25 protein-coding genes are annotated in these 22,997 nt (G+C 37.7%); 5 read left to right on the forward strand and 20 right to left on the reverse strand.

What is annotated here, in order from left to right:
• The 12 genes from EFB00_RS12690 to EFB00_RS12745 form a co-directional block, all read right to left on the reverse strand.
• Positions 1–489: a hypothetical protein gene (locus EFB00_RS12690; protein ID WP_195805065.1), complete on the reverse strand. Its 489-nt coding sequence runs from the start codon at positions 487–489 to the stop codon at positions 1–3.
• A 215-nt stretch (positions 490–704) separates the two neighbouring features.
• The gene (locus EFB00_RS12695) at positions 705–1,025 is read right to left on the reverse strand and encodes a hypothetical protein (RefSeq protein WP_122647253.1); all 321 of its coding nucleotides are present in this window, start codon (positions 1,023–1,025) and stop codon (positions 705–707) included.
• Between the two features lie 92 nt (positions 1,026–1,117).
• On the reverse strand, positions 1,118–2,407 hold the full coding sequence (locus tag EFB00_RS12700) for a PTS sugar transporter subunit IIC (protein WP_122647254.1): 1,290 nt from the start codon (positions 2,405–2,407) through the stop codon (positions 1,118–1,120).
• 16 nt (positions 2,408–2,423) lie between these two features.
• A complete protein-coding gene (locus EFB00_RS12705; protein ID WP_122647255.1) occupies positions 2,424–3,944 on the reverse strand; it encodes a DUF4127 family protein in 1,521 nt (506 codons plus the stop codon).
• Between the two features lie 2 nt (positions 3,945–3,946).
• Entirely contained in the window at positions 3,947–4,750 is an 804-nt protein-coding gene (locus tag EFB00_RS12710; protein ID WP_122647340.1) for a Cof-type HAD-IIB family hydrolase, read from the reverse strand.
• A 5-nt stretch (positions 4,751–4,755) separates the two neighbouring features.
• Positions 4,756–5,445 carry an N-acetylmannosamine-6-phosphate 2-epimerase gene (locus EFB00_RS12715; RefSeq protein ID WP_122647256.1) on the reverse strand — a complete coding sequence of 230 codons (690 nt, stop codon included), beginning with the start codon at positions 5,443–5,445 and terminating at the stop codon, positions 4,756–4,758.
• Between the two features lie 14 nt (positions 5,446–5,459).
• Positions 5,460–5,774: a PTS lactose/cellobiose transporter subunit IIA gene (locus tag EFB00_RS12720; RefSeq protein ID WP_029486167.1), complete on the reverse strand. Its 315-nt coding sequence runs from the start codon at positions 5,772–5,774 to the stop codon at positions 5,460–5,462.
• A 275-nt stretch (positions 5,775–6,049) separates the two neighbouring features.
• Positions 6,050–6,682: an HAD family hydrolase gene (locus EFB00_RS12725; protein ID WP_122647257.1), complete on the reverse strand. Its 633-nt coding sequence runs from the start codon at positions 6,680–6,682 to the stop codon at positions 6,050–6,052.
• Positions 6,675–7,445 (reverse strand): DeoR/GlpR family DNA-binding transcription regulator, encoded by a 771-nt coding sequence (locus EFB00_RS12730; RefSeq protein ID WP_122647258.1) that lies wholly within the window; start codon positions 7,443–7,445, stop codon positions 6,675–6,677. The genes EFB00_RS12725 and EFB00_RS12730 overlap by 8 nt, the downstream gene beginning before the upstream one ends.
• A 381-nt stretch (positions 7,446–7,826) precedes the next feature.
• On the reverse strand, positions 7,827–8,513 hold the full coding sequence (locus EFB00_RS12735) for an ABC transporter ATP-binding protein (protein ID WP_122647259.1): 687 nt from the start codon (positions 8,511–8,513) through the stop codon (positions 7,827–7,829).
• Positions 8,514–8,516: 3 nt separating this feature from the next.
• Positions 8,517–9,572 carry an ABC transporter permease gene (locus EFB00_RS12740; protein ID WP_122647260.1) on the reverse strand — a complete coding sequence of 352 codons (1,056 nt, stop codon included), beginning with the start codon at positions 9,570–9,572 and terminating at the stop codon, positions 8,517–8,519.
• A 5-nt stretch (positions 9,573–9,577) separates the two neighbouring features.
• Positions 9,578–10,222 (reverse strand): TetR/AcrR family transcriptional regulator, encoded by a 645-nt coding sequence (locus EFB00_RS12745; RefSeq protein ID WP_122647261.1) that lies wholly within the window; start codon positions 10,220–10,222, stop codon positions 9,578–9,580.
• 424 nt (positions 10,223–10,646) lie between these two features.
• Here EFB00_RS12745 and EFB00_RS12750 point away from each other — a divergent pair, with 424 nt between their 5' ends.
• From EFB00_RS12750 to EFB00_RS13575, 3 genes are all read left to right on the forward strand, one after another.
• Positions 10,647–11,465, forward strand: coding sequence for a MurR/RpiR family transcriptional regulator (locus EFB00_RS12750; protein ID WP_047936980.1), 819 nt, complete (start codon positions 10,647–10,649; stop codon positions 11,463–11,465).
• 81 nt (positions 11,466–11,546) lie between these two features.
• Positions 11,547–12,230, forward strand: coding sequence for a helix-turn-helix domain-containing protein (locus EFB00_RS13570; protein ID WP_206423473.1), 684 nt, complete (start codon positions 11,547–11,549; stop codon positions 12,228–12,230).
• Entirely contained in the window at positions 12,221–13,129 is a 909-nt protein-coding gene (locus EFB00_RS13575; RefSeq protein WP_206423472.1) for an IS3 family transposase, read from the forward strand. The genes EFB00_RS13570 and EFB00_RS13575 overlap by 10 nt, the downstream gene beginning before the upstream one ends.
• 445 nt (positions 13,130–13,574) lie before the next feature.
• On the opposite strand, the gene EFB00_RS12760 is transcribed toward EFB00_RS13575, so the two are convergent.
• From EFB00_RS12760 to EFB00_RS12790, 7 genes are all read right to left on the reverse strand, one after another.
• Positions 13,575–14,693, reverse strand: coding sequence for a glycerate kinase family protein (locus EFB00_RS12760; protein WP_122647262.1), 1,119 nt, complete (start codon positions 14,691–14,693; stop codon positions 13,575–13,577).
• Positions 14,694–14,757: 64 nt separating this feature from the next.
• A complete protein-coding gene (locus EFB00_RS12765; protein ID WP_122647263.1) occupies positions 14,758–15,459 on the reverse strand; it encodes an N-acetylmannosamine-6-phosphate 2-epimerase in 702 nt (233 codons plus the stop codon).
• A gap of 244 nt (positions 15,460–15,703) precedes the next feature.
• Positions 15,704–16,519 (reverse strand): MetQ/NlpA family ABC transporter substrate-binding protein, encoded by an 816-nt coding sequence (locus tag EFB00_RS12770; RefSeq protein ID WP_122647264.1) that lies wholly within the window; start codon positions 16,517–16,519, stop codon positions 15,704–15,706.
• Between the two features lie 70 nt (positions 16,520–16,589).
• The gene (locus EFB00_RS12775; RefSeq protein ID WP_122647265.1) at positions 16,590–17,261 is read right to left on the reverse strand and encodes a methionine ABC transporter permease; all 672 of its coding nucleotides are present in this window, start codon (positions 17,259–17,261) and stop codon (positions 16,590–16,592) included.
• Positions 17,258–17,977 (reverse strand): methionine ABC transporter ATP-binding protein, encoded by a 720-nt coding sequence (locus EFB00_RS12780; protein WP_122647266.1) that lies wholly within the window; start codon positions 17,975–17,977, stop codon positions 17,258–17,260. Before EFB00_RS12780 ends, EFB00_RS12775 begins: the two co-directional genes overlap by 4 nt.
• A gap of 388 nt (positions 17,978–18,365) precedes the next feature.
• The gene (locus EFB00_RS12785) at positions 18,366–19,097 is read right to left on the reverse strand and encodes an ABC transporter permease (protein WP_122647267.1); all 732 of its coding nucleotides are present in this window, start codon (positions 19,095–19,097) and stop codon (positions 18,366–18,368) included.
• The gene (locus tag EFB00_RS12790; RefSeq protein WP_122647268.1) at positions 19,094–19,813 is read right to left on the reverse strand and encodes an ABC transporter ATP-binding protein; all 720 of its coding nucleotides are present in this window, start codon (positions 19,811–19,813) and stop codon (positions 19,094–19,096) included. The genes EFB00_RS12785 and EFB00_RS12790 overlap by 4 nt, the downstream gene beginning before the upstream one ends.
• A 95-nt stretch (positions 19,814–19,908) precedes the next feature.
• On the opposite strand from EFB00_RS12790, the gene EFB00_RS12795 reads away from it, so the two are divergent.
• Together EFB00_RS12795 and EFB00_RS12800 are read left to right on the forward strand one after the other, a co-directional pair.
• The gene (locus EFB00_RS12795; RefSeq protein ID WP_122647269.1) at positions 19,909–20,664 is read left to right on the forward strand and encodes a polysaccharide deacetylase family protein; all 756 of its coding nucleotides are present in this window, start codon (positions 19,909–19,911) and stop codon (positions 20,662–20,664) included.
• A complete protein-coding gene (locus EFB00_RS12800; protein WP_122647270.1) occupies positions 20,661–21,629 on the forward strand; it encodes an ABC transporter substrate-binding protein in 969 nt (322 codons plus the stop codon). The genes EFB00_RS12795 and EFB00_RS12800 overlap by 4 nt, the downstream gene beginning before the upstream one ends.
• 138 nt (positions 21,630–21,767) lie before the next feature.
• On the opposite strand, the gene EFB00_RS12805 is transcribed toward EFB00_RS12800, so the two are convergent.
• A complete protein-coding gene (locus EFB00_RS12805) occupies positions 21,768–22,757 on the reverse strand; it encodes an aldo/keto reductase (RefSeq protein WP_122647271.1) in 990 nt (329 codons plus the stop codon).
• Positions 22,758–22,997: the final 240 nt, after the last annotated feature.

Here is a 22,997-nt window from a genome sequence, read left to right on the forward strand (position 1 = left end):
TTACTTCCCACTCCCTTTCTTTTGATATTGCTGAAACATTTGGACGAAAGGTTTTTTCAACAACAGATAAAACACGACTGTACCAATCCCATGCATAACGTCAAATGAAAGACCCGCAAGATAATACGGAATAAATTGTTTTACGCCCCAAAAAGGTGCAAGCATCGCTGAAACTAGGAGTCCATAAAGAATACTGGCAAAAAAAGCCAGCAGCAATTGAGCAAAAGGTGCTTTCTTTAAGGGTGTGTATTTTCGAAGAATACCTGCGAACAAAATAATACACGCAAAAGATAAAATCTGTGCGATCGTCCAGATACCCATTCCTAAATAAAAATTTGTGATCAATATAGATAGCGAACCGATGATCAGTGCAGGAACAATACCAATATGAACTGTCACAATCAACAGTACAGCTGTTATCGGTTGTACGTTGGGAAGAACAGAAGTCAGTAAACGTCCAACGACACATACAGCTGTCAATAACGCCATAACGGCAACTTCGCGGGTTGTAAATATATTTTGCTTTTTAATCTGAAATTCCTCCAAACGTCTTTGTTGTTAGTTTAGCACAGGATCCCTCTCGCAGGAATCAGAGGAAAGAAATTTATTTATAATAATTTTATGTTGCCAGCTTTTCCATTGGTAAATAATAATAAAAAGCCCTATGTTCAAAATAGGGCTTCTCGAACATAGGGTTTTTATATTTATTGATGATTTATTTGTGATGCTGGAAACGCATCTTTTTTTCGTGACAGCTCGTGAAAACTTCGCAACAAATCATAGGTCGTTCGATACCCTTCACAAGCATCTGCAGGCACTTCATATCCATGAGTCACCTCCGCCAGCTGTGCTAATTCAGATGACACATCCGCGCAAGGATCTTCTTCCGTCTTAGCTTTGATCCTCACAAAAAGCTCACGAACGTCACTCAGCTCCGGATGATGTGCTCCATGGACTTTTACTATGCGGTCAGTAAAAAAATCTAATTTTGAAAATTCCTTTTCGATAAACAACTCTTCTGTCATAAACTGATCCCTTCTTTCTGGTTACTGGTATCAGTATAGACGACTATTATTTGTCAAAAATTGATGGGTATCAAGATTGTGGGATTTCTTCTTTAGATTTTTTCTTTATTCGTCATTTTAATAAATGGCAGATAAATAATTACGCCTAAAGCAATTAAGAAAACTTGTAATAAAGAGGCTCTCCAGTCTCCATTAGTAGCCAAATATCCTGAAATAACCGGTGGTGTCGTCCATGGAATCAAAACAGAAGTTTTAGCAATCAAGCCCAAGCTGGTTGCATAATAAGCAATCGTTGTCGTCACAAGCGGAACAATCACCAATGGAATACCTAAAAGCGGATTAAAGACAACTGGGATACCGAACATCATAGGTTCACTTACATTAAATAAAGAAGGAATCGTACCAACTTTTGTGATCGAGCGATAATCTTCACGTTTTGAACCAATATAAACAGCTATTACTAGACAAATCAGCATACCGCCTCCGCCCATCCAGCCAAAAGCATCCAAGAAGGGTTTCGTTACGATATTGGGCATTTCTGTACCAGCTTTTAAAGCATCCATGTTTTGTTGTAAAGCTGTCAGCATGATCGGTTCTCCTACAGAACCAAGAATAAATGTACCGTGTAAGCCAAATGCCCATAATAAATTACTTAAAAAAACATAAAGCAACAATCCGCCGATTGATTGAAAAGAAGCAACTAACGGCGCTTGGAAAAATTTCGCGATCAAAGCTGGCAAATCTGTATGAGCTCCCCAAACCACTAAAACTTCTATTAGGGCAAAAATCAACGTAACTAAAAATGCGGGAATCAATACATTGAATGATTTGGCGATAGAAGGCGGAACGCTTTCAGGCATTTTTATTTTTAGCTGTTCCATCTTTGTAAATTTGCATAATAATGTTACAGAAAAAAGTGCTGCAATAATAGCAAGGAACATTCCAGTCGCGCTTGTTTGTGTTTGTGTCAAAACTGCTCCAGCTGTGACGGAATTCCCATCAATATCACTTAGTGTCGTTTGAGCAGGTAAGACCAATATCGATGAGATCAATCCCACTACTCCTCCAACTAGTCCTTCTTCTCCATAGCTGACGGCTAGCTTATAACCAATCGTCATAGCGATCAATAATGCTAAAATACCTAATGTGGAATTATAAACTTGATTTCCCAAATCCATCCATTTAGCTGCTCCCTCAATATTTCTAAGCAGCCCATTTGCTGGACTCAATACAAGATTATTAATAAGAACCCAAAAGGAAGCAATGATCGTTACAGGGATCAGCGTTACAAATCCATCACGAATTGCTGTGATATGGCGCTGTGAAGAAAACTTATTAGCAAAAAGCAGCATTTTATCAATCAGTTGATTTGAATCATTCATTTTTTTCTCTCCTTCTCTAAAAAACAATAACATCACAATAAATCTCAAACATCCGATTCCATGGTGAGGATAATTTCTGTATGTTAAAATTTTGCTTTGCAAAACTGTATTGTAAATATTTTTTCGACAGTGAAAGCATTTCTGTATGGATTTGATCCATAACTTCCTTATCTTTGTCTTTCAGGTCAAAATAGTTTAGACCCATACTAGGCAGTTTCTTTTTCGTTATATTCATACGAATAATAGCCTGATAAAAAGCATCTTCAAAAATATTGGAAACTAAATTATTTTTAAGTGCATTACTATCTATTTCGTCTTGTGCAAAAGACAGAGCAGAAAGAGTACTCCCTAATGAATTACAGTTTGTATTCCAAGCTTTATAGCAGATCAGTTGTTCCGCTAACTTCTTTTGATCGAGCAGTTGTAAAAGTTCTAAATCCCCGCCATTAGCAAAAGCGCTATCACAAATCCCGACTTTTTTTCCTTTACGAATAAACTGTTCGATTTGATCGACAAATGTCAACAAATGCCGATAACTGTCATAAGTAACATCTTTATTCATGAATTGATCCCAAGATTCTTGCATTTTTTTACCGGGAACGTTATAAGCAAGAACAAAATCTGCCTCTGATTCGTCAGCAACTAAACGCATACCGGCAGCCATGACGTGAGCCTTCAAACTTTCATTGATGATGCGATCTTCATATAGAGGAACCAATGTTGGCCCCAAAGTCGAAGCATACTGGACAAAAATTGTTGGCTTTGTTCTTTTCCATTCATTGTAAGCACGCGCTAATAAAGTAAACCCTACCTCATCTGCACCAGGATAGACCATAACTTTATCTTTTAAGCCATTCTCCTGAATCGTTCCATAAACTTTCTTTTGATCAATCGCAGTGTAACCATAAGGAGCTGAGTCATCTTGAGGAATACTCAAGAAATCAATGACTCCTTCTTTTACTAGTTGAATATTCATTAGATTAGCGGTTACATTAAATTTTCGACGAAATTCATAATCTTGGATGATCTCTTTTGGAAGTTCATTTTTTAAAATTTCTGATTCTTGCTGTTCTGCTGTGGTCAGCTCTTCCCGATCTCTTTTATCTGATAACCATCCATATCTAAAAATTCTTTCCCCATAGTTCTCATAATAATCCGGTTCTTCATCTGAACTGTTATATCTTGGCGTGCGCATGATCAAATTTGACAAGAAAATTTTCTTTTCTGGGTAATTCTTTTTTAGTGTTCGAAGATTCACTTCATAATTTTTTAAGTCATCGTGAGTGAGATGATGCAATCTAGAAGGCAACAATCCTCCATATAAAAGCATTTCTGCTGAAATCACTAGATAATCTGACCGACAGATCTCTGCTTCAATAAAACTCCAGATTTCAGTTGTATCAGCAGCAGTTTTTTTATACCCCATTTTTTCTATCGGTAAAGAAATTATTTCAACCTCTCGTGAAACTTCAGCCGCTTTTATTGGATAAACAGCATTGCATGGGCGCTCATCCAAAGGAATATAAAGTATACGCAAATTTAATTCATTCCTTTCGCATATGAATAGATTTCATCAACGATGTGTCCAACCGTTTTCTGATATCGGCCTGCTTGTTGGATGATATCAGAGGCTGCTTCTCTGACCGCATACGCATGATCAGTCAATTGAAACATGGAAACATCACTTTCAGCATCCCCGGCCACATAGACATTTTCTCTAGAAACAGCTAATCTTTTCATGATAAAAGACACAGCATTTCCTTTTGAAACTTTTTCAGAAAACACTTCTAAGGAAGATGGACTTGTTTGAACGATTCCTACCTTATCTTTCCCCAAATTCGTTTCGATTCGTTCTTTGATTAACGCAAAGTCGCTAGCTGTCCCAAAAGTCAGATAAATCATCAGTTCTTCAGCGTGCTGCAAGACATATTCAGGAAGATTCTCAATTACAATTGAAGTATCAACGAATTCAGCAACGTTTTCAGGATCTCTCGGACTTGGAAAGAGACGATTTTGCATAGTAGAAACTTCCGTACGCAAATTCATACCAAAAATAGCTTGATTTAAAGAAGCAATATATTCGCTAGGAATACTTTCATTAAAAACTGCTTCATCCTGAGCATTTTTAATGACTGCTCCATTCTGACTGATGCGAAATTCTCCTTGGAAACCCAACTGCTGTTCAACGTATCGAATATCGCTGTCCATGCGCCCAGTACAAATCACAAAATGTCCGCCATCTTCACAGAATTTTTTGATTTTTTTCAAGCTGTCATTGTCTATCTTTCCCTTGGCATCTAATAAAGTACCATCTAAATCGCAAATCAATAATTTATTTTCCATTAATTTCAAAGAGTTTCGTCCTCCTGTGCTTTCTTTGCAGCTTCGGCATAGCGTTTCGTGATCAGTTGAGGTCGCGTGATAATGGATCCGACCACTACAGCAAAAGCGCCTAATTTCAATGCTTTAGTTACTTGCCCCGGCTGGTCTGTATGTCCTTCCATAATTACAGGAACCTTACAATGATCAATAATTTTTTGTAAAAGTTCAAAATCCGGAGTATCGGTTTTTTTAGAATAATCCGTATATCCCGCCATCGTCGTCGAAATAATATCGAACCCAACTTCTTCAGCAGTGACCGCTTCTTCAAAAGTAGAAATATCTGCCATCGCTATTCTTCCTGCATCATGGATCTGTTTTACTAAATCGATGATTTTTTCATTATGGGGACGTTTTCTTTTTGTCGCGTCCAAAGCGATGATTTCTGCTTTTGTAGACAAGAGTTCGGAAACTTCTTTTGCTGTTGCTGTGATATATACTTCAGAATCTGGATAATCTCGTTTGATAATACCAATCAGCGGCAGGTCAACTACCTTTTTGATTTCTTCGATATCTTCCACGGAGTTCGCTCTGATACCTGCAGCTCCACCTTGTTGAGCAGCCAAAGCCATTCTGCCCATGATAAATGGACTATGTAGTGGCTCGTTTTCCAATGCTTGACAGGATACAATAAGCTTTCCTTCTAGTTTTTCTAACATGAGATTCCTCCTCATTAGCTTTCTATTTTTTTATACAAATCAATGATCTCTTTCGCAAGATCTGTAAAAGTAATCGCCGTCATTAGATGATCTTGACTATGAACTGTCAGTAGAGTGATTTCCATGTTATTTCCTTGTGCTTCTTGCGTTAGCATATTGGTTTGAGAATGATGGGCTTTTACCAGCGAATTTTCTGCATCTGCTATTTTTTGCTCTGCTTCGATAAAATTTCCGATTTTTGCGGCTTGAATTGCTTCCATGGCATCGCTTTTCGCGTTACCGCCGTACATGATCAAACCCATAAGCGCTTCAAGATTTTTTTCATTCATAAATGTTTCTTCCTTTCATTGATTTTTGCTTGTTCAGATGATCATGATCATCTAGCATGCCATAAATTGTTGTATTGATCATATTTCCTTTCATCTTCTCCCTGGCACAATATTACACCTTTTTTCACTTTTTGTAAATGTTTTACATTATATTTTTTATTTTGGTGGATTATTCCACTTTTGTGTCACTTTTCTTTTTAATTGGCAAAAATTTCAATCTTTAAATGGCGAAAAACAAAGAGCGTGAGACCCTATCCTTATCTCACGCTCTTTGTCTATTTTTCTAACAAATCAAGTATTTCTTGAGGAGAATCAATAATTATATCTACACTTTGAAATTTTTCTATATTTTTGGCTCCCCATTTAGCTAAACCAAATGCTATCCCACAAGCTTTCGCACTTTGCATGTCATATAATGAATCACCAATATAAATCGTTTCTTCTTTTTTTATGCCCAATTCATCAATTGCCTTTTGTATGGGGTCCGGAAAAGGTTTATGCAACTTAGTATCTGAAGCTGTAATTTGTATATCAAAATATAGATTTAAATTAAATCGATCAAACTCATTTTTCATTTCTTCTTTTGTTTTAGATGTGACAAGTCCTAATTGAATCCCTTTTACATGCAATGTCTGTAATGTTTCTTCTATATGCGGAAAAACTTGAGCATTGTCTGCTAATAAAAGTACGTTTTCACCCCATTTTGATAAGAGAGTTTCCTCTTCTTCTTCCGTATTTATAAACTTTTTAATGGCTTCTCTTCCGGGAATACCTAAAATATAATGTAATTCTTTAATCGGGATTTCCTTCTCTAATTCTTCACGCAATGTTTTTTGCAGAGAATGTGTCATAACATATTCTGTATCAATAATCGTTCCATCAACATCAAATAATATCGTTTTAATCATAGCTATTCTCCTTTGTGTAGATGATTTTGCTGTTTCCTATTCTAACGGCTAATTCTTCAGGAATTTTTTTATCGGTTACCAAGTAGTCGAGTTCTTCAAACGTATAGATAAGATAATTATGAGATAAGTTGATTTTTGTATGGTCGCATAGCAGTACGATTTTATTACTTTTCTCTCTAATTGCCTGCTTCATTGCTATATCTTCTTCATGGGCATAATAGATTCCTTGATTATTTATACCTGCACAACTTAAGAAAGAAATATCAAACCGATACTTAGTTAATTCCCAGATTGGATATCCACCAGTAACTGAACGGCTTTCTTTATTTAATGTTCCTCCAAGAATCGTAGTAGGGATTGAAGTAGTCTTCAAAAATTGATCGGCAATGTCAATCGAGTTTGTCACAGCCAAGTTTATGTTTCTATTCGCTAAATATTGAGGCAAAAGAGAGATTGTGGTCGACACATCTAAATATACGGTTTGCTTTTCAAGTAATAGTTTACTTGCTTCTTTAGCAATTTGCTTTTTCACTTGAAGTTCTTGATCTGTTCTTCCTAAATATCCATCTATTTTATTAAACGAATTTGCTAAACTGATACCTCCGTAAGTTCTAATCACAAGGTTGTTATCCGCTAGTTTTATTGTATCTCTTCTAGCCGTGTCTCTAGAAGCACCTGTAAGCTGCATAATGTCTTGTAAAGTCAATGATTTTTCTTTTTCCAGTCTTTCCATAATTATCATCAATCTTTTTTGTTGATTCACCTATTCAATCCCTTTCGTAAAAAAATAAGTAATTTTAAGCATATAAATATAATAGCTTAAAATTACTTAAATGTACACTAGTATATAGTGTACAGAAAATCAGGCGTTTCTGAACAGTCTATTTATGAGCTTCATTCAGTATAGAAACAAAATAGTGAATATAAAGCAAATAAATATAGGATAGGTTTTACTTATTCTTCACCGCTGCTATTTTACTAGGAAATCCTACGACAATTTTGAGATTGCTTTTTTTCTCCCTGAAGACAAAAAGATGCACTTATATACAAATAAAAACTCCCTATATAGTAGTTAGGGAGTTTTATATCTTATCAACGCATCATTGATGTGATTTTACTTTTATGTGAATATCATACGTTATTATCAATTATATTGTAAAGCATTTCCACGTGACAGTTTCCCATCTTGCATGGTGTAAACTTGGTCGACTTTGTCTAGTAAACGTAGATCATGGGTAATCATAACCACACCTCGATTATACTCGTGAGCAATTCGTGCAAGTAGATCAACAACTTGATGCGCACGTTCTGTATCAAGGCTAGCTGTGGGTTCATCAGCTAATATGATGCTTGGGTTATTATATAATGCGCGAGCAATTGCTGCTCTTTGTCGCTCTCCACCGGATAAATCTTTCGGATAAGATCGTAATACCTTGTTTAGATCCAGCAGATCTAATAGTTCTTCACGATTCATTTTTTTTGAATTTGGCTTATCTAAACGATCTATTAAATCTAACTGTTCTTGAACATTCAAAAATGGAATCAAATTTGATGCTTGTAAGATAAAGCCAAATTCCTTAAAACGCAAATTTGTTTTTTCTTTTTCAGTCATTTGTATTGTTTCTTTATTTTTTATAATTATTTGACCACTAGTTGGTGTTTGCAAGTTTCCTAGTGTCGTTAAGAAAGTTGTTTTTCCTGATCCTGAAGGACCAACAATAGCAGTAAACTCTCCTTCCTTTAATTCAAAATTGGTAGGGAATAGAGCTTGTGTTAATGTATGTCCACTTCCATATGTCTTGGTGACATTCTTCATTTCTACTAAATTCATTGTTTATTCTCCAATCGCTTCTATAGGATCAATTTTCAAAATCTTAGGCAACGAGATTAGCCCTCCCAACAGAGCCATTATAATGATTGCTAAACCTAGAAGTGAATAGGCTAGCCAGCTAGGGTAAAAGAAAAGGGTTGCCGGTAAAACAAATTTTACTGCCCATACGCCAATAAGTGCCATTAAAACACCCATACCTGATAAAACGAATATTTGACAAAATAGAGACCAGATAATTGTTTTGGATTGAATACCTTGTGCACGCATAATGCCATAAAGCCCTAGTTTTTGAATCATGATAATGTAAATGAAAATACCGACTACTAAACAAGTAATAACTACCAGAGCTATGATCATTCCCATAAACACATTTACTTCCGGTGTATAGCCAGGAATATTACTGATCATATCTTGTTCGGTTACTTGTACCAAGCCCTCCCCAGAGACATCAACATCATTGTTTAGAACAATTGCTGAAATGGTTTTGGTTGTTTTATCCGTATGCTGTAACTTCCAGTAGGTAGACAAATCAGTATAAATGACCGGCACGGTAAAAAATTTACTGTCATTCGTTATACCGACGACTTTATATTCGTCAGTACTTCCATTTAACTGTATCTGATCGCCCATTTTAATATTATAATTTTCCATCGATTGATCAATGATAACTTCATTCTTACTTTCAGGATAATGACCTTCAATAAGTTTAGGGGCAATAAAACTGTCCCAATTTTGAGCAAAAATTGAGATATTCACTGTCGTATCATCATTTTTTAGATTTGTTACAGCAAACATATATCCTAGGGGTGCCGCGTCATCTGACAACTTATCTTTATAGTTATCTTCAGTAATAAAGGAGGCTGTTAGATTCTTATTTGCATATTTTGAGAGTACTACTCCTGTTGAATCCCAGTTATCCGCTGCGGTTCGGTTATCTCGAACTAAACCAATTGCTAGGCTTGTCATAAAGAAGACCATAAACGATATAAGGAAAACTGTAACTAGGACAAGGCTGTAACGAAGTTTGTTGTGTAAAATTTCTTTTATTGCAAGATACATTATTTTTATTCCTTTCTATTTTTAACTCCATTGTAAATTAAGTCTACAATTTCTTCTAAACGTTGATTTTGTTGCTGTTCAGTCATTTTTTTATTAAAAATCAGACATTGAACAAACAACATAAGAATCTGACTGGCAATCGCTGAGAACAAGCTCGTTAACGTGATTTTTTCATCTATTTTCGAAAAAAGGGAATGTTCTCTTGTCCAATTATTCTTATTATTGGAATCAATATATGAGAAAAAATCTTGTTGTAACTCTTCGTTTATTAGTATTTCGGACAAGAAAATTAAGACAATATCTTTATTTTCCATTAGAAATTGATAACGATTAAAAACGATGTAATGAATAATCTCTTTTACTTCTGCTTTTTTTTCAAGATCTTCAAAAAAATCGGAAGTAAAAGCAGGTAATATGTGATCTAAAATGGGTGTAAGTAAATTCATCGTTAAATCATGCTTATTTGTAAAAAACTTAAAAATTAGCGCTTTTGAAAAACCGGCTTCTTTCGCGATTTGACTGGTTGAAGTGTTGGATATTCCTTGTTTTGAATAAAGTCTAATAGTAGCTTCTAATATTTTCCGCTTGTTCTCTGGCATTTCAGCCATATTTAGCCACTGTTCATAATTCGTCATAATCGTTTCTGACATTTCATACCTACTTTCTATAATATCCCACATCGTGACCGATCGGTCACGATGTGGGATTATAATATCATCTAAAAGTAAATTAGTCAAAAAAAAACGCCTAATGCAATTTATGCTGATAAATACCTAAATCTATATGTTACTTAATAGGAACTTATTTCTAATGAAAAAAAGCTCTATTTCTTTCCAATAGATTTCTTCATTGTGCTATTCAAATTGCGTAAAGAACTATACAAGAAGAATTTTCGTCAGATAAAGAGAAAATGGATGATTGTCATTTATATATGAAAAATATTGCCATTTAAATAGAAAAGTGACACACTTTTGTTCTGTCCTCAATCTAAGAAAAAACTACTTTCAACAATAAAAACAAGCTATAATAGTAGTACATCATTTCAAATCACTATCCTTAGAAAAGAGGCAAATCATGGATATTTTAGCGATCATCAGCAGCTACTTACCTTCTTTAAGCAAATCTGAACAAAAAGTAGCACAATATATTTTGAGCAACTCAGATGAGGTTGTAAATCTTTCAATTAATGAATTAGCTTTACTAGCTGAAGTTGGCGAAAGTACCATCGTTCGTTTCACACGAAAAATTGGTTTTGCCGGCTTCCAAGATTTTAAAAAAGAGTTGATTCGCTTTGAATCGATCCAAACTAAAGTAGAGAATCAAGTAGATAACACACCAAAAGAGATAACCTATGGCCATATTTTAAAAAGTCTTTCTGAAACTAAAGGATTTATTGATGAAAAGACTATTCGTCAAGCTGCTCAAGTACTTTATCAAGCAAAAAAGATCTATATTTTTGCAGTAGGCACCTCTGGAATAACTGCCCAGCATATCAGTAATCGTTTAAAGCGGCTGGGTATGACTGTCGAATATGTTCAAGATAGCCATCTACAAAGTATTGATGCTGCTTTGACAAAAAAAGAGGATGTTGTTCTGGCTGTCAGTACTTCAGGAAATACGAAAGACGTTTTACAGTGTGTTCAGTTATCAAAGCAAAACAAAACAACAGTAATTGGCATTACCAATTATCTAAAGTCAGCTATTTCGCAAACAGCAGATCTCTCTCTTATTGCTTCATCGAAGGAATTTTCCTCTGATTCTGGTTCATTCAGTGCGACTATCAGTCAACTGTACCTAGTCGACATCCTTACAAAATATATCATCGAACAAGATGCAGACCATTTTCATGAAATGAGACAAAGGACCAACCAAGCGTTGATCAAGCGTATATAAAAAACCCAGTGATCATTCTTTGATATGCTCCCCCTATATAGGACACTGAAATATAAAAGTCCTGTATAGGGGGTATTTTGTATGCCAAAAAGAAAGATGAAACTCACTCCAGAAAAACGAGTAGAACTAGTAGAGAGCTATTTGAATGGTGAAGACAGTATGACCAGCCTAGCTCGCACTGCAGACATTAGTTGGGCTGCTTTAAGGAACTGGATTATGCTTTATGAGAATGGGGGTCCTACTGGCTTATTAGCAAGACGGAAGAATACACACTATACAATTGAAACAAAGATTCAGGCTGTAAATGATTACCTAAATGGTTTAGGGAGTCTGTCGGAAATTACTAAGAAATACGGACTAAGACAGTCTAAACAACTACGAGATTGGATAAAGATATATAATACTCATGGAAACTTCAAAACAGGAAGCGGTGGAAGTCAAATGAGTCAATCAAGAAAAACAACCTTCAAAAAACGGGTGGAAATTGTCCATTATTGTATTGTGCATGATCATAACTATGGCAAAACGGCTACCAAGTATCAGGTATCGTACCAACAGGTACGTAATTGGGTACTAAAATATGAGGAAATGGGCGAAGCCGGCCTAAAAGATCGCCGAGGACATCGAGCTGGAACAAAACCCAGTCGGACACCTGAAGAAGAAATGCGTGATCAACTGGCTGAACAAGAACGCAAAATCAAACGGTTAGAAATGGAAAATGACCTCTTAAAAAAAGTCAGGGAGTTAGAAAGGAAGTGGGACTAGACCTCATCCGTCATATCTTTGAATACCAAGCAATTAAGGAACTTCATAATCTCAAAAATTATTCGATAAAATTAATGTGTGATTTTTTACACGTCTCCAGATCAGCGTATTACCGTTGGTTAAAGCAACCAAAATCAGCTCAAACTATCTTTAACGAGCACCTGGCAGACCTAGTAAGATATATCTATGAAGCAGATAACGACAAGGGGTATCGGAGAATCCGCGACGATTTGGTTCAAGACTTTGGTTTGCACGTCAATGACAAAAGAGTATTGCGGATTTGTCGTAGTCTTCAAATTAAATCTACCGTCAAACACCATCCAAACGGAATTACTAAAGCTTCCAGTAATCCTTATCATATTGCCAAGAACTATCTAAATAGAAATTTCCATGCAGATAAACCAAATGAAAAATGGCTAACTGATGTCAGTGAATTCAAGTACACTCTAGGAAACCAAGTAAAGAAAATTTACCTTAGTGCCATTCTAGACTTAGCAGATCGGCGTATTGTCTCTTTCATCATTAGCGATAGAAATGATAATAAGTTGGTTTTTGATACCTTTGACGAAGCGATTCGACTTGAGCCTGAGGCTCATCCGCTATTCCATAGCGATCGAGGGTTTCAGTACACCAGTAAAAACATGAGAACTAAAATCAAAAATCAAGGGATGAAACAAAGCATGTCTCGTGTTGCCCATTGTATTGATAATGGACCAATGGAAGGATTCTGGGGAACATTGAAACGTGAAAAATACTATCGTCGTAAATTTACAAGACGCGAAGATCTCGTATCGATGATCGAAGATTACATCAACTACTATAACAATGGTCGTTATCAACGATGCTTGAAATCCAAAACTCCATTACAAGTTCACCAACAGCTTTTAATGGTAGCTTAATAATCGTATCTCTTAGATGTGTGAAATGTCCTTTATTTCGTACATCTAAGGGATACGTCAACCGAGCGCAGTTGAAGTTTAAACAATGAAAAACAAAAGAACTGTTTGCCACAAAATTAGCAAACAGCTCTCTAAAAATTTTATTATATTTCCGTGTCCACTTGACGGGGAGCCAATCACTTCTTAATGAATTGATCACTGGGTTTTACTTTGGCTATCCCATCAAATATTCTTGTTTTATGTCTCAGATAATACTCTTTTTGTTTTCAGATCTTTTATTTACCCTAATTCAAATTTTAAAACTGTTTTGCTCTTTTTTCAGGATATTAAAATAATGAATAGTATAAAAGAATCTTTTCTAACATGCTTTGTTTCTGTACTAATTATCTAAAGAAACTCAACTTATCCTTTCTTTGACTACACGTACAAAATTGCTAAGTTTTAGTTATTCCCCTCTGCAAAAAACTTTCGCCAATGCCGCAGCAGTCAACCCAATATTTTTGAGGGTCGTCTTTTTGTCCATTGCTTCTTTTAGTGAACAAGGTCCTTGTTGAATACTAAAACTGCCTAAAAAATGATCTTCCAGCTCACTGATTCCTTCTGCCTTACTTCCGCATAACGCTATCACAGGAATATCAGCTTTTTTTGCTAGTTGAGCTATGCCAAAGGGAACTTTTCCTTGCGCTGTTTGGGCATCTAGACGTCCTTCACCAGTAAAAATCAGGTCGGCCCCGCTTATTTTTTCTTCCAAATCGATCAGCTGGCTGATCGTTTGAAAACCTGATTGGATCCTTCCTCCCAGTGCCAAGACTGCTCCGCCTAATCCGCCGGCCGCTCCAGCACCCGCTTCATGATTAAGGTCGATTTTATATTGCTCAAAAATTTTTTCAGCAACTCGTTTTGCCTGCAGGTCCATTTCCTCGATCGTTGTATTTGAAGCGCCTTTTTGCGGACCAAAAATCTCGGCAAAGCCGTTTTTCCCTGTATAAGGATTGGTTACATCCGCTAGTGCGATCAATGAAACGTTTCTAACCGCTTGACGTGCAGGTCCTAGATCAAAATCAGAAACCGACAGCAATGGATTGCCATTTTCTGGAGTCTGGATCTTGCTTCCTAAACTCTGCAACAAACCTAATCCGCCATCGGAAGTTCCGCTGCCGCCTAATGATAAATAAACCGCTTGGACACCTTTTGCTATCGCGTCTTTGATCAACAAACCTAATCCGTAAGAGGAACCTTGCCGAACAGTTTCATCAGAAGGCGTAACAAAATGTATACCGATAACTGAAGCTGACTCGATGAAAGCCATTCTTTTACCAGCGACATTACTTATCAAATACTGGACATTGATCCCTCTCCCCAACGGATCGACACTTGTACAAGATATTACTTCACCGTTTAGCCCATGTTTTAACGCATCGATTGATCCTTCGCCACCGTCAGCAATCGGCAGATTGATTTTTTCTGTCCAGATCGTATCTGGCAATGCATCCAAAACAGCTTGATTCAATTCCTTCGAAGCGGCACTGCCTTTGAAAGAATCAATTGCAGCAATCACCTTCACTCCGTTCACCTCCAAATCGCATGAAATCTACAACAAAATTTTATATCTGTCAAAATTCTATACATTATTTATCCGTCGTATTAAGAGCTTGAACGAACCGCTCTGCAATTTCTTTAGGACGAGTAATCGCTCCGCCGACGACAATGCCGGCAACCCCCATCTGCTTGATTCTTGCGGCCTGCTCTGGATGATGGATTCGCCCTTCTGCGATTGTTGGAATACCCGCTTTTACTAATGAAGAAATCAAAACGAAATCTGGTTCCTCGCTTATTGGACTTTTTTCTGTATAGCCGCTCAATGTCGTTCCCACAAAATCAACCCCTGCTTCAAAAGCATTGCGCCCTTCTTCAAATGTAGAAATATCTGCCATCAGTAATTGATTAGGATACTTTTCTTTTATTTGGCAAATGAAATCATTGATACTTTGCCCATCTGGACGCGCTCGTAACGTACAATCCAAAGCAATCACTTCTACGCCGGTTGAAACTAATGCATCGACTTCCTTCATAGTAACCGTGATAAAAGGTTTCGCCGGAGGATACTCCTGTTTGATGATTCCAATGATTGGCAGATCTATTTGCTCTTTTATCTGTAAAATATCACGGACTGAATTAGCGCGGATCCCCACCGCACCTGCTTCGGCTGCTGCTTTTGCAAATAGCGGCATGATTCCTCCTGTTTCTGTATACAAAGGCTCTCCTGGAAGAGCTTGACAAGAAACAATCAGCCCACCAGCAATCAATTCTAAGAATGTATCTTTTTTCATGTTTGATTCTCCTATTCGTTTATCCAACTAGAACCCAATTATACATCAACTTGTTATCGTTTTCTTATACAAGAAATATAATTGATCGAAATCTCTAAGCTGCATACTCAGAATATGGATGATTTTTCAGATATTGTTGCTACCAAAATAAGACTCCATATAAAAAAACATCGAAGCAGTTAAAAAACTGACTTCGATGTTCGTAAGGAACTGATTGATCTCTTTGTCAAAAAGCCTATAACTTTTAGTCGAAGGAAGGAATCAGAGTATCTTGATGTTCTTTTTCCAAAAACTCATGAACTTCCGGACTAGTCATAGCTTTTTTCAATTCTTTGATCTTGGCAGAATCTTTATTATCTTCCCGTGCTACCAAAGAGATCGCAAAGCGACTGTCGATTTTCTTTTCCAATAAAATCGCATCTTTAGGTTTCAAACCGATTTTTGCGATGTAGGTTGGATAGTCATAGACCATCGCTACATTTTTTTCATTATAGGCTTCTGCCAGATTTAAAAGATCCACTGACAACCACTTGAAGTTATGAGGATTTTCCACAATATCTTTCAGGGTCCCGTTGAAGCCGACATCATTTTTTAATTTGATCAAACCAGCGTCTGCTAAAATGGCCAATGCTCGGCCTTCATTGGAAACATCATTTGGCAAAGCAATCGTTGCTCCATCTGGCAAATCAGCGATATCTTGATAGTTTTTAGCATAAAATCCGACTTTTGCGTCATAGATTTTTTGGATTGCTACAAGATTGGCATCTTTTTCTTCATTGAATTTTTCCATGAATGGTTCATGTTGAGCAAAATTGGCATCTACTTCTTTATTTTTCAATAATTCATTGTATTGGATATTGTCATTGACTTGAACGAGTTGAATATCCCAACCGTCTTTTTTAGCAACCTCTGCGGCTTTTTTCACCACGTCGGTCATTGGGGTAGTTTGACTGGCCACTTTGATCACTTTATCTTCACTACTTTTGTCACTGCTGTTCCCACAAGCCGCTAATAAAAGCGCTGCTCCTAAAACTGCGATCCCTACTGTGATTTTTTTCATCTATTTTACTCCTTTAATTTTTTATAAATCCTCATTGTCTGCATCATTCCAACAAACAAATAGAGAGGAATTATTTTCTTTGATCGATCTTTCTTGCGATCATCGTCCCTAAAATCTGGATACCGAAAACAAAAAGGATCATGATAACGATCGTTGTGTACATAATGTCGTATTCATAACTTTGATAACCATAGCGAATCGCGAAATCCCCGATTCCGCCGCCGCCCACGATCCCCATAACCGTAGAATAAGAAACCAGACTGATGGATGCTGAGGTAAAGCTCAAAACCAATCCGCTGCGAGCTTCTACAAACAAAAACTCCAACAGCAGTTGGCGACGAGTAGCTCCTAAAGAAGCCGCTAATTCCAAAATCTCCGCCGGTACATCCAGTAAGACCTGCTCCACCAAACGGGCATAGATCGCCGCTCCCACAAAACTCAGCGGAAAGGCGGCTGCATAAGTACCAAAAGCCGTGCCCATCACAAATCTAGTCAATGGGATCAAAGCGACGACAAACAACAAAAACGGAAAGGAGCGCACGATATCAACATAAAGATTCAATACCCAGTACAGGCCCTTATTAGGAGCCACTCCTTTTTTTCGTGAAAGAAAAATATATGTTCCAATAGGCAACCCAATGATCAATGACGCTGCCATTGCGATCCCCATCATAATCAGCGTATCTCCAATGGCTTGAATCATTTCCGGACGAAATTCGTTGAGTCTTTCCCAATAATTCATTCCTGCAACCTCGCAATCACACGTTCTTCATAACTAGCAGTGCTTTGGAGCGAAAGATTATTAACAGAAGTGATCCCCTTTAATTGCCCCGCCTCTAAAATCGCCGCCCGCTGACACAATGCCTTGACCGCAGCTAATTCATGGCTGACAAAAATGATGGTAGGCTGAAATTCATGATGGATCCTTTTTAAGAGCTCCAAAATGTCGGCGGTGCTTTTTTCATCTAGCGCAGAAGTTGGTTCATCACACAAAATGATTTTCGGATCATTCACCAAAGCCCGTGCGATTGCCACTCGCTGCTTTTGTCCTCCGCTCAACTGCCGCGGATAATTATCTGCCTTTTCTTCCAACCCTACAAAATGCAGCAATTCTCTGACTTTCTGCGGGTCTTTGTGTCCCAGTAATTTCAGTGGCAGAGCAACGTTCTCAGCGACCGTACGATTATAGAGCAGATGGTATTGTTGAAAGATCATGCCGATTGATTGCTTCAATTGGCGGATCGCTTTTTGATTCAGTTTTGATACCTCTTTGCCATCTAAAAATAGTGAGCCTTCAGAAGGGGCTTCCAATAAGCTCATTATTTTTAATAGTGTAGATTTGCCTGCACCGCTTTCCCCAACGATCCCAAAAATCTCATGAGACGCAATCGTTAAATCCAGCGGAGCTAATACAAACTGCTGGTTGTACTTTTTTGCGATACCTTTCAGCTCGATCATTTATAGTCTCCTTGATACCTTACTAATTTCTTTTAGCTTATTTTTTTATTCTGCAGCAGTCCATCCCCTCAAAGGACCAATAAGAATCTCTTAAAAGCGAAAATAATACTGCTTACATTACTGTAATATTTTTCAGAAAAATGTCAACTAAAAAACAGCTATATTCTCTATTAAATTCCGTTTTTACTATAAGATACACTGTTTTAAATCTGTATTAATCTATATTTTTAAAAGTAGTGTTCAAGAAAAGCATTCTTCATGGAGCTTTATCCTCACAAGATCTCCTATTGTAATTAGTTTGCGCATTTTCTCACTCCTTTTATTTTTGATTGAAACTATTTTGAGTAAAAAAAAGAACGTCGAAACGTTCTCTTTCTCACCATTGATTTCAACGATAACGGCAAATCCTCTCTTCCAAACCATCAAGGACACTGAAAAATAAAAAACCGACTAAAGCGATCATCGTGATCCCCGCAAGCATTTGTTCATAGTCCATTTTCGACCAGGCACTCAAAACCAGATAGCCTAGACCATAAGTAGTATTATAATTCTCCGCAAAAAACAATGATGCCAGTGCGATTCCGACACTTACTCGCAAACTTGCTAACAAACTCGGCAGGATAGCCGGTCCGATCAAAAATAAAAGAACATCACTGGTTTTTGTCGTATAATTTCTCATCACTTGAAAATACTCCTCAGAGATCTCTTTCACACTATCACGGATCGATACGATGACTTGTATCGAGATCACTGCAAAGATCAGTAAAATCTTTGATAGATTGCCCAAACCGAAAAAGAGCATAAAAATCGGTAAAAAAGCGACTTTTGGCAATGGATACAAAAAATAAAGCAACGGACCCAACAAACGATTGATTTTTTGAGACCTGCCTAATAAGATGCCCAGCGGAACCCCAACGATAATTGCTAAAAATAATGAGACCAATACTCTGAGGATACTCGCGCCGGTATGCAAAAAAATCACATTCCGCAACTCCCACATACGTTGGAAAGTTCGAAAAGGGTCCGGTAATGATCGGTTGGCAGTAAGGATACTTAACACCCACCAAAGAAGAATGAACGAAAGAAGTCCCAGCAGAAACGAATATCCTTTTTTTCTCATTGTTCTGCCCCTTCCAATATTTTTCTTAAATGAATGCTGAATTCATAAAAGCCAAGAGCATTGCGCCGATTTTCCAAATGAAAAATCGGATTTTGAAAGACTTGAAAGCTTCTGTCCCGCAAAATAATAATAGTCTCTCCTAAATAGGCTGCTTCTTCCGTATCGTGAGTTACAACGATCAAACCGCTTTTACGCTTTTTTTGTTCAAGCAAGATAAATTCCTGTGTTTTTTCTTTCGTTTTCTGATCCAATGAAGAGGTCGGCTCATCCAGTAAGAGAAAATCCGGATCGGTCACCAATCCTCTTGCCATTGCTGTCCGCTGTTTTTGCCCACCGCTCAGTTGAGACGGATAATGATCCCTGATAGTTTGGATCTTCAACTCCTCCAATAAAAAATCGACCCGCTGATTCCGCTCAGCTTTTGCCATCTTGCTGATTTTCAATGGCATTTCGACGGCCTGTTTGACCGTTTGCCAGGGAAACAGCCGCAAATCTTGAAAAACGATCTCGACTTTTTCTGGAGAAGTTTCATTGAATTTGATTTTTCCCTTATCAGGTTGCAGAAGCCCTTTTATCAATGACAATAAAGTACTTTTCCCGACTCCTGATTCTCCTAACAAAACATACGTATGCTCTTTTTCAAAGTCAAATGTGATTTTTTCGACTATTTTTTGCTTATCATAACTAAAACTGACATCATCAAATTGAATCGCCAACAAGTCTTCCTTCTTTCAAAAACGATTGTATTATTTTTCACAGTATATGCTATACTGTTCCTTGTGATTATGAATAGAAAGTAAAGGTGAACCAAATGTTTCGAACACTTGTATTCCACGAAATACGCCCTCAGGAAGAACTCAGCGAACAGGTCCGACCTATCCAAGTAGCGGATGGGTATCAAGACGCGCTGCCTCTTCCACTTTTCAATAGTCTTTCTCATTTTAAACAACAAATAGCGTTTTTAAAAGCGGAAAATTATCACACATTGAGTTTGGCAGAGGTCAAAGCTTTTTACACAGAACAAAAACCATTGCCTGAAAAAGCGATTTTGATTACTTTTGATGACTGCTATCAATCGATGAAAAAATACGCCTACCCGATTTTAAAAGAAGCAGGTTTTCAAGCTGTCGCTTTTGTCGTCAGCGGTTGGCTGTTTTCTGAAGCCAGCCCCTACAACCAAGAAAAATCACAGACTCTCAGCTTTGAGGAGCTCGCAGAAATGACTGATGTCTTTACCTACGCCAATCATACCGCTCACTTCCACGAACGTCGCGGAACAGTTGAGTCCAAATCCATGTGGTCGACTGCTGAAGCCTTCAAAAAAGATTTGCTGGAATGCGACCAGTACGTTGCTGAAAAAGATGTCTTCGCGTATCCGTTCGGCTTGTATGATCAAAAAACTGTGACGACATTAGCTGATTTAGGCTTTGTATTGTCCTTTACGACGAAACCTGGGGTCAATACTGTTACAACTTCGCCATTGGAACTGCATCGTGACGTCATCCCGTTTTCGATGCCGCTTGAAATCTTCAAAAAAACCATCAGAAATAAGGAGTTTTCTCAATGAAAAAATTTGCCGCTTTAGGTTTGTTCGCCCTTTCAATGACACTATTCTCTGCTTGCGGACAAACAAGCCAATCAACTTCAGCTACCGACACTTCGACAGCTGAAACCCAAAAGGTAACAGATCAAACACTGAAAATCGGCGTTCTGCCTGCTGAGTCTGCGATTCCCATCATCCTTGCAAAAGAAGAAGGATTTTTCAAAGATCTTGGTTTGAACGTTGAGATCAAAGCATTTACATCTCCTAATGATCGGAATGTCGCGATCCAAGCAAAAGAGCTGGATGCGACTATCAGCGATGTAATGACCGAAGCTACTTTTAAACAAAACGGCATCGATATGACGATCACTTCAGATATTTTAGAAGATTTCAAGATCTTAGCTTCCCCCAATTCTGGATTCAAAGAGATGAAAGATTTCGATGGCAAAAAGGTAACGCTTGTCCCAAATTTCATTCTTGAATACATCATGGATCAATTTGCGAAAAAAGATGATTTTACTTACAAAATCGTCGACATTCCTTCTTTTTCAGCCCGTTCTGAAGCACTGCTGAATGATCAAGTAGATGGCGCTGTTTATACCGAACCGCAAGCAAGCATGCTGGCTTCACAAGGGGCAGTGATCTTAGGCAGCTCTAAAGAAGCTGGCATCAAAGGCGGAACGATCCAATTCATGGATAAAGTCTTGGATAAACGCCCTCAAGACGTACAGGCCTTTTATACCGCTTATAACCAAGCAATCGACTTTATGAATGAACATAAAGCTTCCGAATATGCGGATATACTTGCTGATTATCAATTTCCAGAAGCTATGAGCACGTATCTGGATAGTCAAAAAGAAAAATACCCTCATGCACAAGCAGTACCAAAAGATCAATTTGAAAATATCATTGCTTGGACGAAGGAAAAGGGACAGATTGATTCTAGCTACAGCTATAAAGACTTGACAGATTTTGGCTATTTGAAGTAGAAAGTAAATAATAAAAAAAATCCGAATAAGAATCGAGTTTCGTGATTACCGGTTTGAACGTCAACAATGAAGATGTGCAAACAGGCTGGAAGAACTCTTTTCTTATTTGGATTTTTCTATTACTTAATAGCTACTGCTTTATTTTTCTAGAATATTTTGGATCTGCCGTTTTTCTTCTTTTGATAGGTGGCTATTTTTCAGCGTACTCAGATTGTCATCCAGATGGTGGATTTGTGTGGCTCCAACTACTACTGAAGTGATTTCTTCTTGGTCCAACAACCAGGCTAGCGCCAACTGTGATAAAGTCTGGTTCCGTTGACTAGCGATTTTCGCCAGCTCTTGTAATTGTTTCTGAGTCTTTTCTCGACCGGCGCCTTCTAAAATATGCTTGTTGGTACGATGGATCGGCAGATCTTCTGCAATTTTCTCACTCATTTTATCTGTCAGAAGCCCTTCTGCTAACGGACCATAAGCGATTCCGCCAATCCCATTGTCATTCAAAAACCCTAACAGACCGCTATCTCTGGCTTCGCGGTTCATCATATTGTAAGACATTTGATGGATCACAAAAGGTGTTCTTCGCTCTTTGAATAAACGAACCATCTCGGCTGTTTCTTCCACATTATAATTAGAAATACCGATATAATAGGCTTTCCCTTGTCTTACGATCAAATCAAGAGCTTCAGCAGTCTCTTCAAAAGGCGTATTGGGATCTGGTCGATGGGTATAAAAAATATCTACGTAATCCAATTTCATTCGTTGTAAGCTGTGATCCAAACTGGAAGCAATATACTTTTTTGAACTCCATTCGCCGTAAGGTCCCGGTCCCATGTGAAAACCAGCTTTAGTTGAGATCACCAATTCATCCCGATAATCAGCGAGATCTTCTGTCATGATTTTGCCAAATACTTTTTCAGCATCCCCTGGTGTTAAACCGTAGTTGTTAGCCAGATCAAAATGGATGATTCCTTCATCAAAAGCATGAAGAACTAATTCTCTTGTCCGTTCATAGGTGGATAAGGCATGTCCGCGCCACAAACCTAATGAGATCGGTGGAAGAATCAGGCCGGATCTTCCGCTTCGGTTGTAACTCATCTTGTTGTATCTTTGTGGATTTGCAGTATACATTTCTTCATCTCCTTTACTAACTTTAGTTTATCACATTTTGGACCTTTCTGACCTCTTGTGACAGCTCAGCAAAAGACATTGGATATTCCAAGATGACTATCGGTTGGTTTTTGATGAAAAACTAGAGGATTCGTCCTTGAAAATAGACTAGGCAGATCTGGATTTTGAGTCACCTAATCTTCCTTCCGCATTACGGGCGGCAGGAGATGCTAACTTCACTACTCTTGCTTCCCTGCTTTC

The sequence above is a fragment of the Enterococcus mediterraneensis genome, from assembly GCF_900604485.1.
Lineage (GTDB): Bacteria > Bacillota > Bacilli > Lactobacillales > Enterococcaceae > Enterococcus_C > Enterococcus_C mediterraneensis.

Coding starts and splice junctions, on each gene's coding strand:
- EFB00_RS12805 (WP_122647271.1), bottom strand. CDS start 22,757: ATGTATACTGCAAATCCACAAAGATACAACAAGATGAGTTACAACCGA.
- EFB00_RS12690 (WP_195805065.1), bottom strand. CDS start 489: ATGGCGTTATTGACAGCTGTATGTGTCGTTGGACGTTTACTGACTTCT.
- EFB00_RS12765 (WP_122647263.1), bottom strand. CDS start 15,459: ATGAAAAAAGATACATTCTTAGAATTGATTGCTGGTGGGCTGATTGTT.
- EFB00_RS12740 (WP_122647260.1), bottom strand. CDS start 9,572: ATGTATCTTGCAATAAAAGAAATTTTACACAACAAACTTCGTTACAGC.
- EFB00_RS12775 (WP_122647265.1), bottom strand. CDS start 17,261: ATGAATTATTGGGAAAGACTCAACGAATTTCGTCCGGAAATGATTCAA.
- EFB00_RS12735 (WP_122647259.1), bottom strand. CDS start 8,513: ATGAATTTAGTAGAAATGAAGAATGTCACCAAGACATATGGAAGTGGA.
- EFB00_RS12695 (WP_122647253.1), bottom strand. CDS start 1,025: ATGACAGAAGAGTTGTTTATCGAAAAGGAATTTTCAAAATTAGATTTT.
- EFB00_RS12710 (WP_122647340.1), bottom strand. CDS start 4,750: ATGGAAAATAAATTATTGATTTGCGATTTAGATGGTACTTTATTAGAT.
- EFB00_RS12745 (WP_122647261.1), bottom strand. CDS start 10,222: ATGTCAGAAACGATTATGACGAATTATGAACAGTGGCTAAATATGGCT.
- EFB00_RS12725 (WP_122647257.1), bottom strand. CDS start 6,682: ATGATTAAAACGATATTATTTGATGTTGATGGAACGATTATTGATACA.
- EFB00_RS12770 (WP_122647264.1), bottom strand. CDS start 16,519: ATGAAAAAAATCACAGTAGGGATCGCAGTTTTAGGAGCAGCGCTTTTA.
- EFB00_RS12800 (WP_122647270.1), top strand. CDS start 20,661: ATGAAAAAATTTGCCGCTTTAGGTTTGTTCGCCCTTTCAATGACACTA.
- EFB00_RS12780 (WP_122647266.1), bottom strand. CDS start 17,977: ATGATCGAGCTGAAAGGTATCGCAAAAAAGTACAACCAGCAGTTTGTA.
- EFB00_RS13570 (WP_206423473.1), top strand. CDS start 11,547: ATGCCAAAAAGAAAGATGAAACTCACTCCAGAAAAACGAGTAGAACTA.
- EFB00_RS12715 (WP_122647256.1), bottom strand. CDS start 5,445: ATGTTAGAAAAACTAGAAGGAAAGCTTATTGTATCCTGTCAAGCATTG.
- EFB00_RS12720 (WP_029486167.1), bottom strand. CDS start 5,774: ATGAATGAAAAAAATCTTGAAGCGCTTATGGGTTTGATCATGTACGGC.
- EFB00_RS12785 (WP_122647267.1), bottom strand. CDS start 19,097: ATGAGAAAAAAAGGATATTCGTTTCTGCTGGGACTTCTTTCGTTCATT.
- EFB00_RS12700 (WP_122647254.1), bottom strand. CDS start 2,407: ATGAATGATTCAAATCAACTGATTGATAAAATGCTGCTTTTTGCTAAT.
- EFB00_RS12795 (WP_122647269.1), top strand. CDS start 19,909: ATGTTTCGAACACTTGTATTCCACGAAATACGCCCTCAGGAAGAACTC.
- EFB00_RS12750 (WP_047936980.1), top strand. CDS start 10,647: ATGGATATTTTAGCGATCATCAGCAGCTACTTACCTTCTTTAAGCAAA.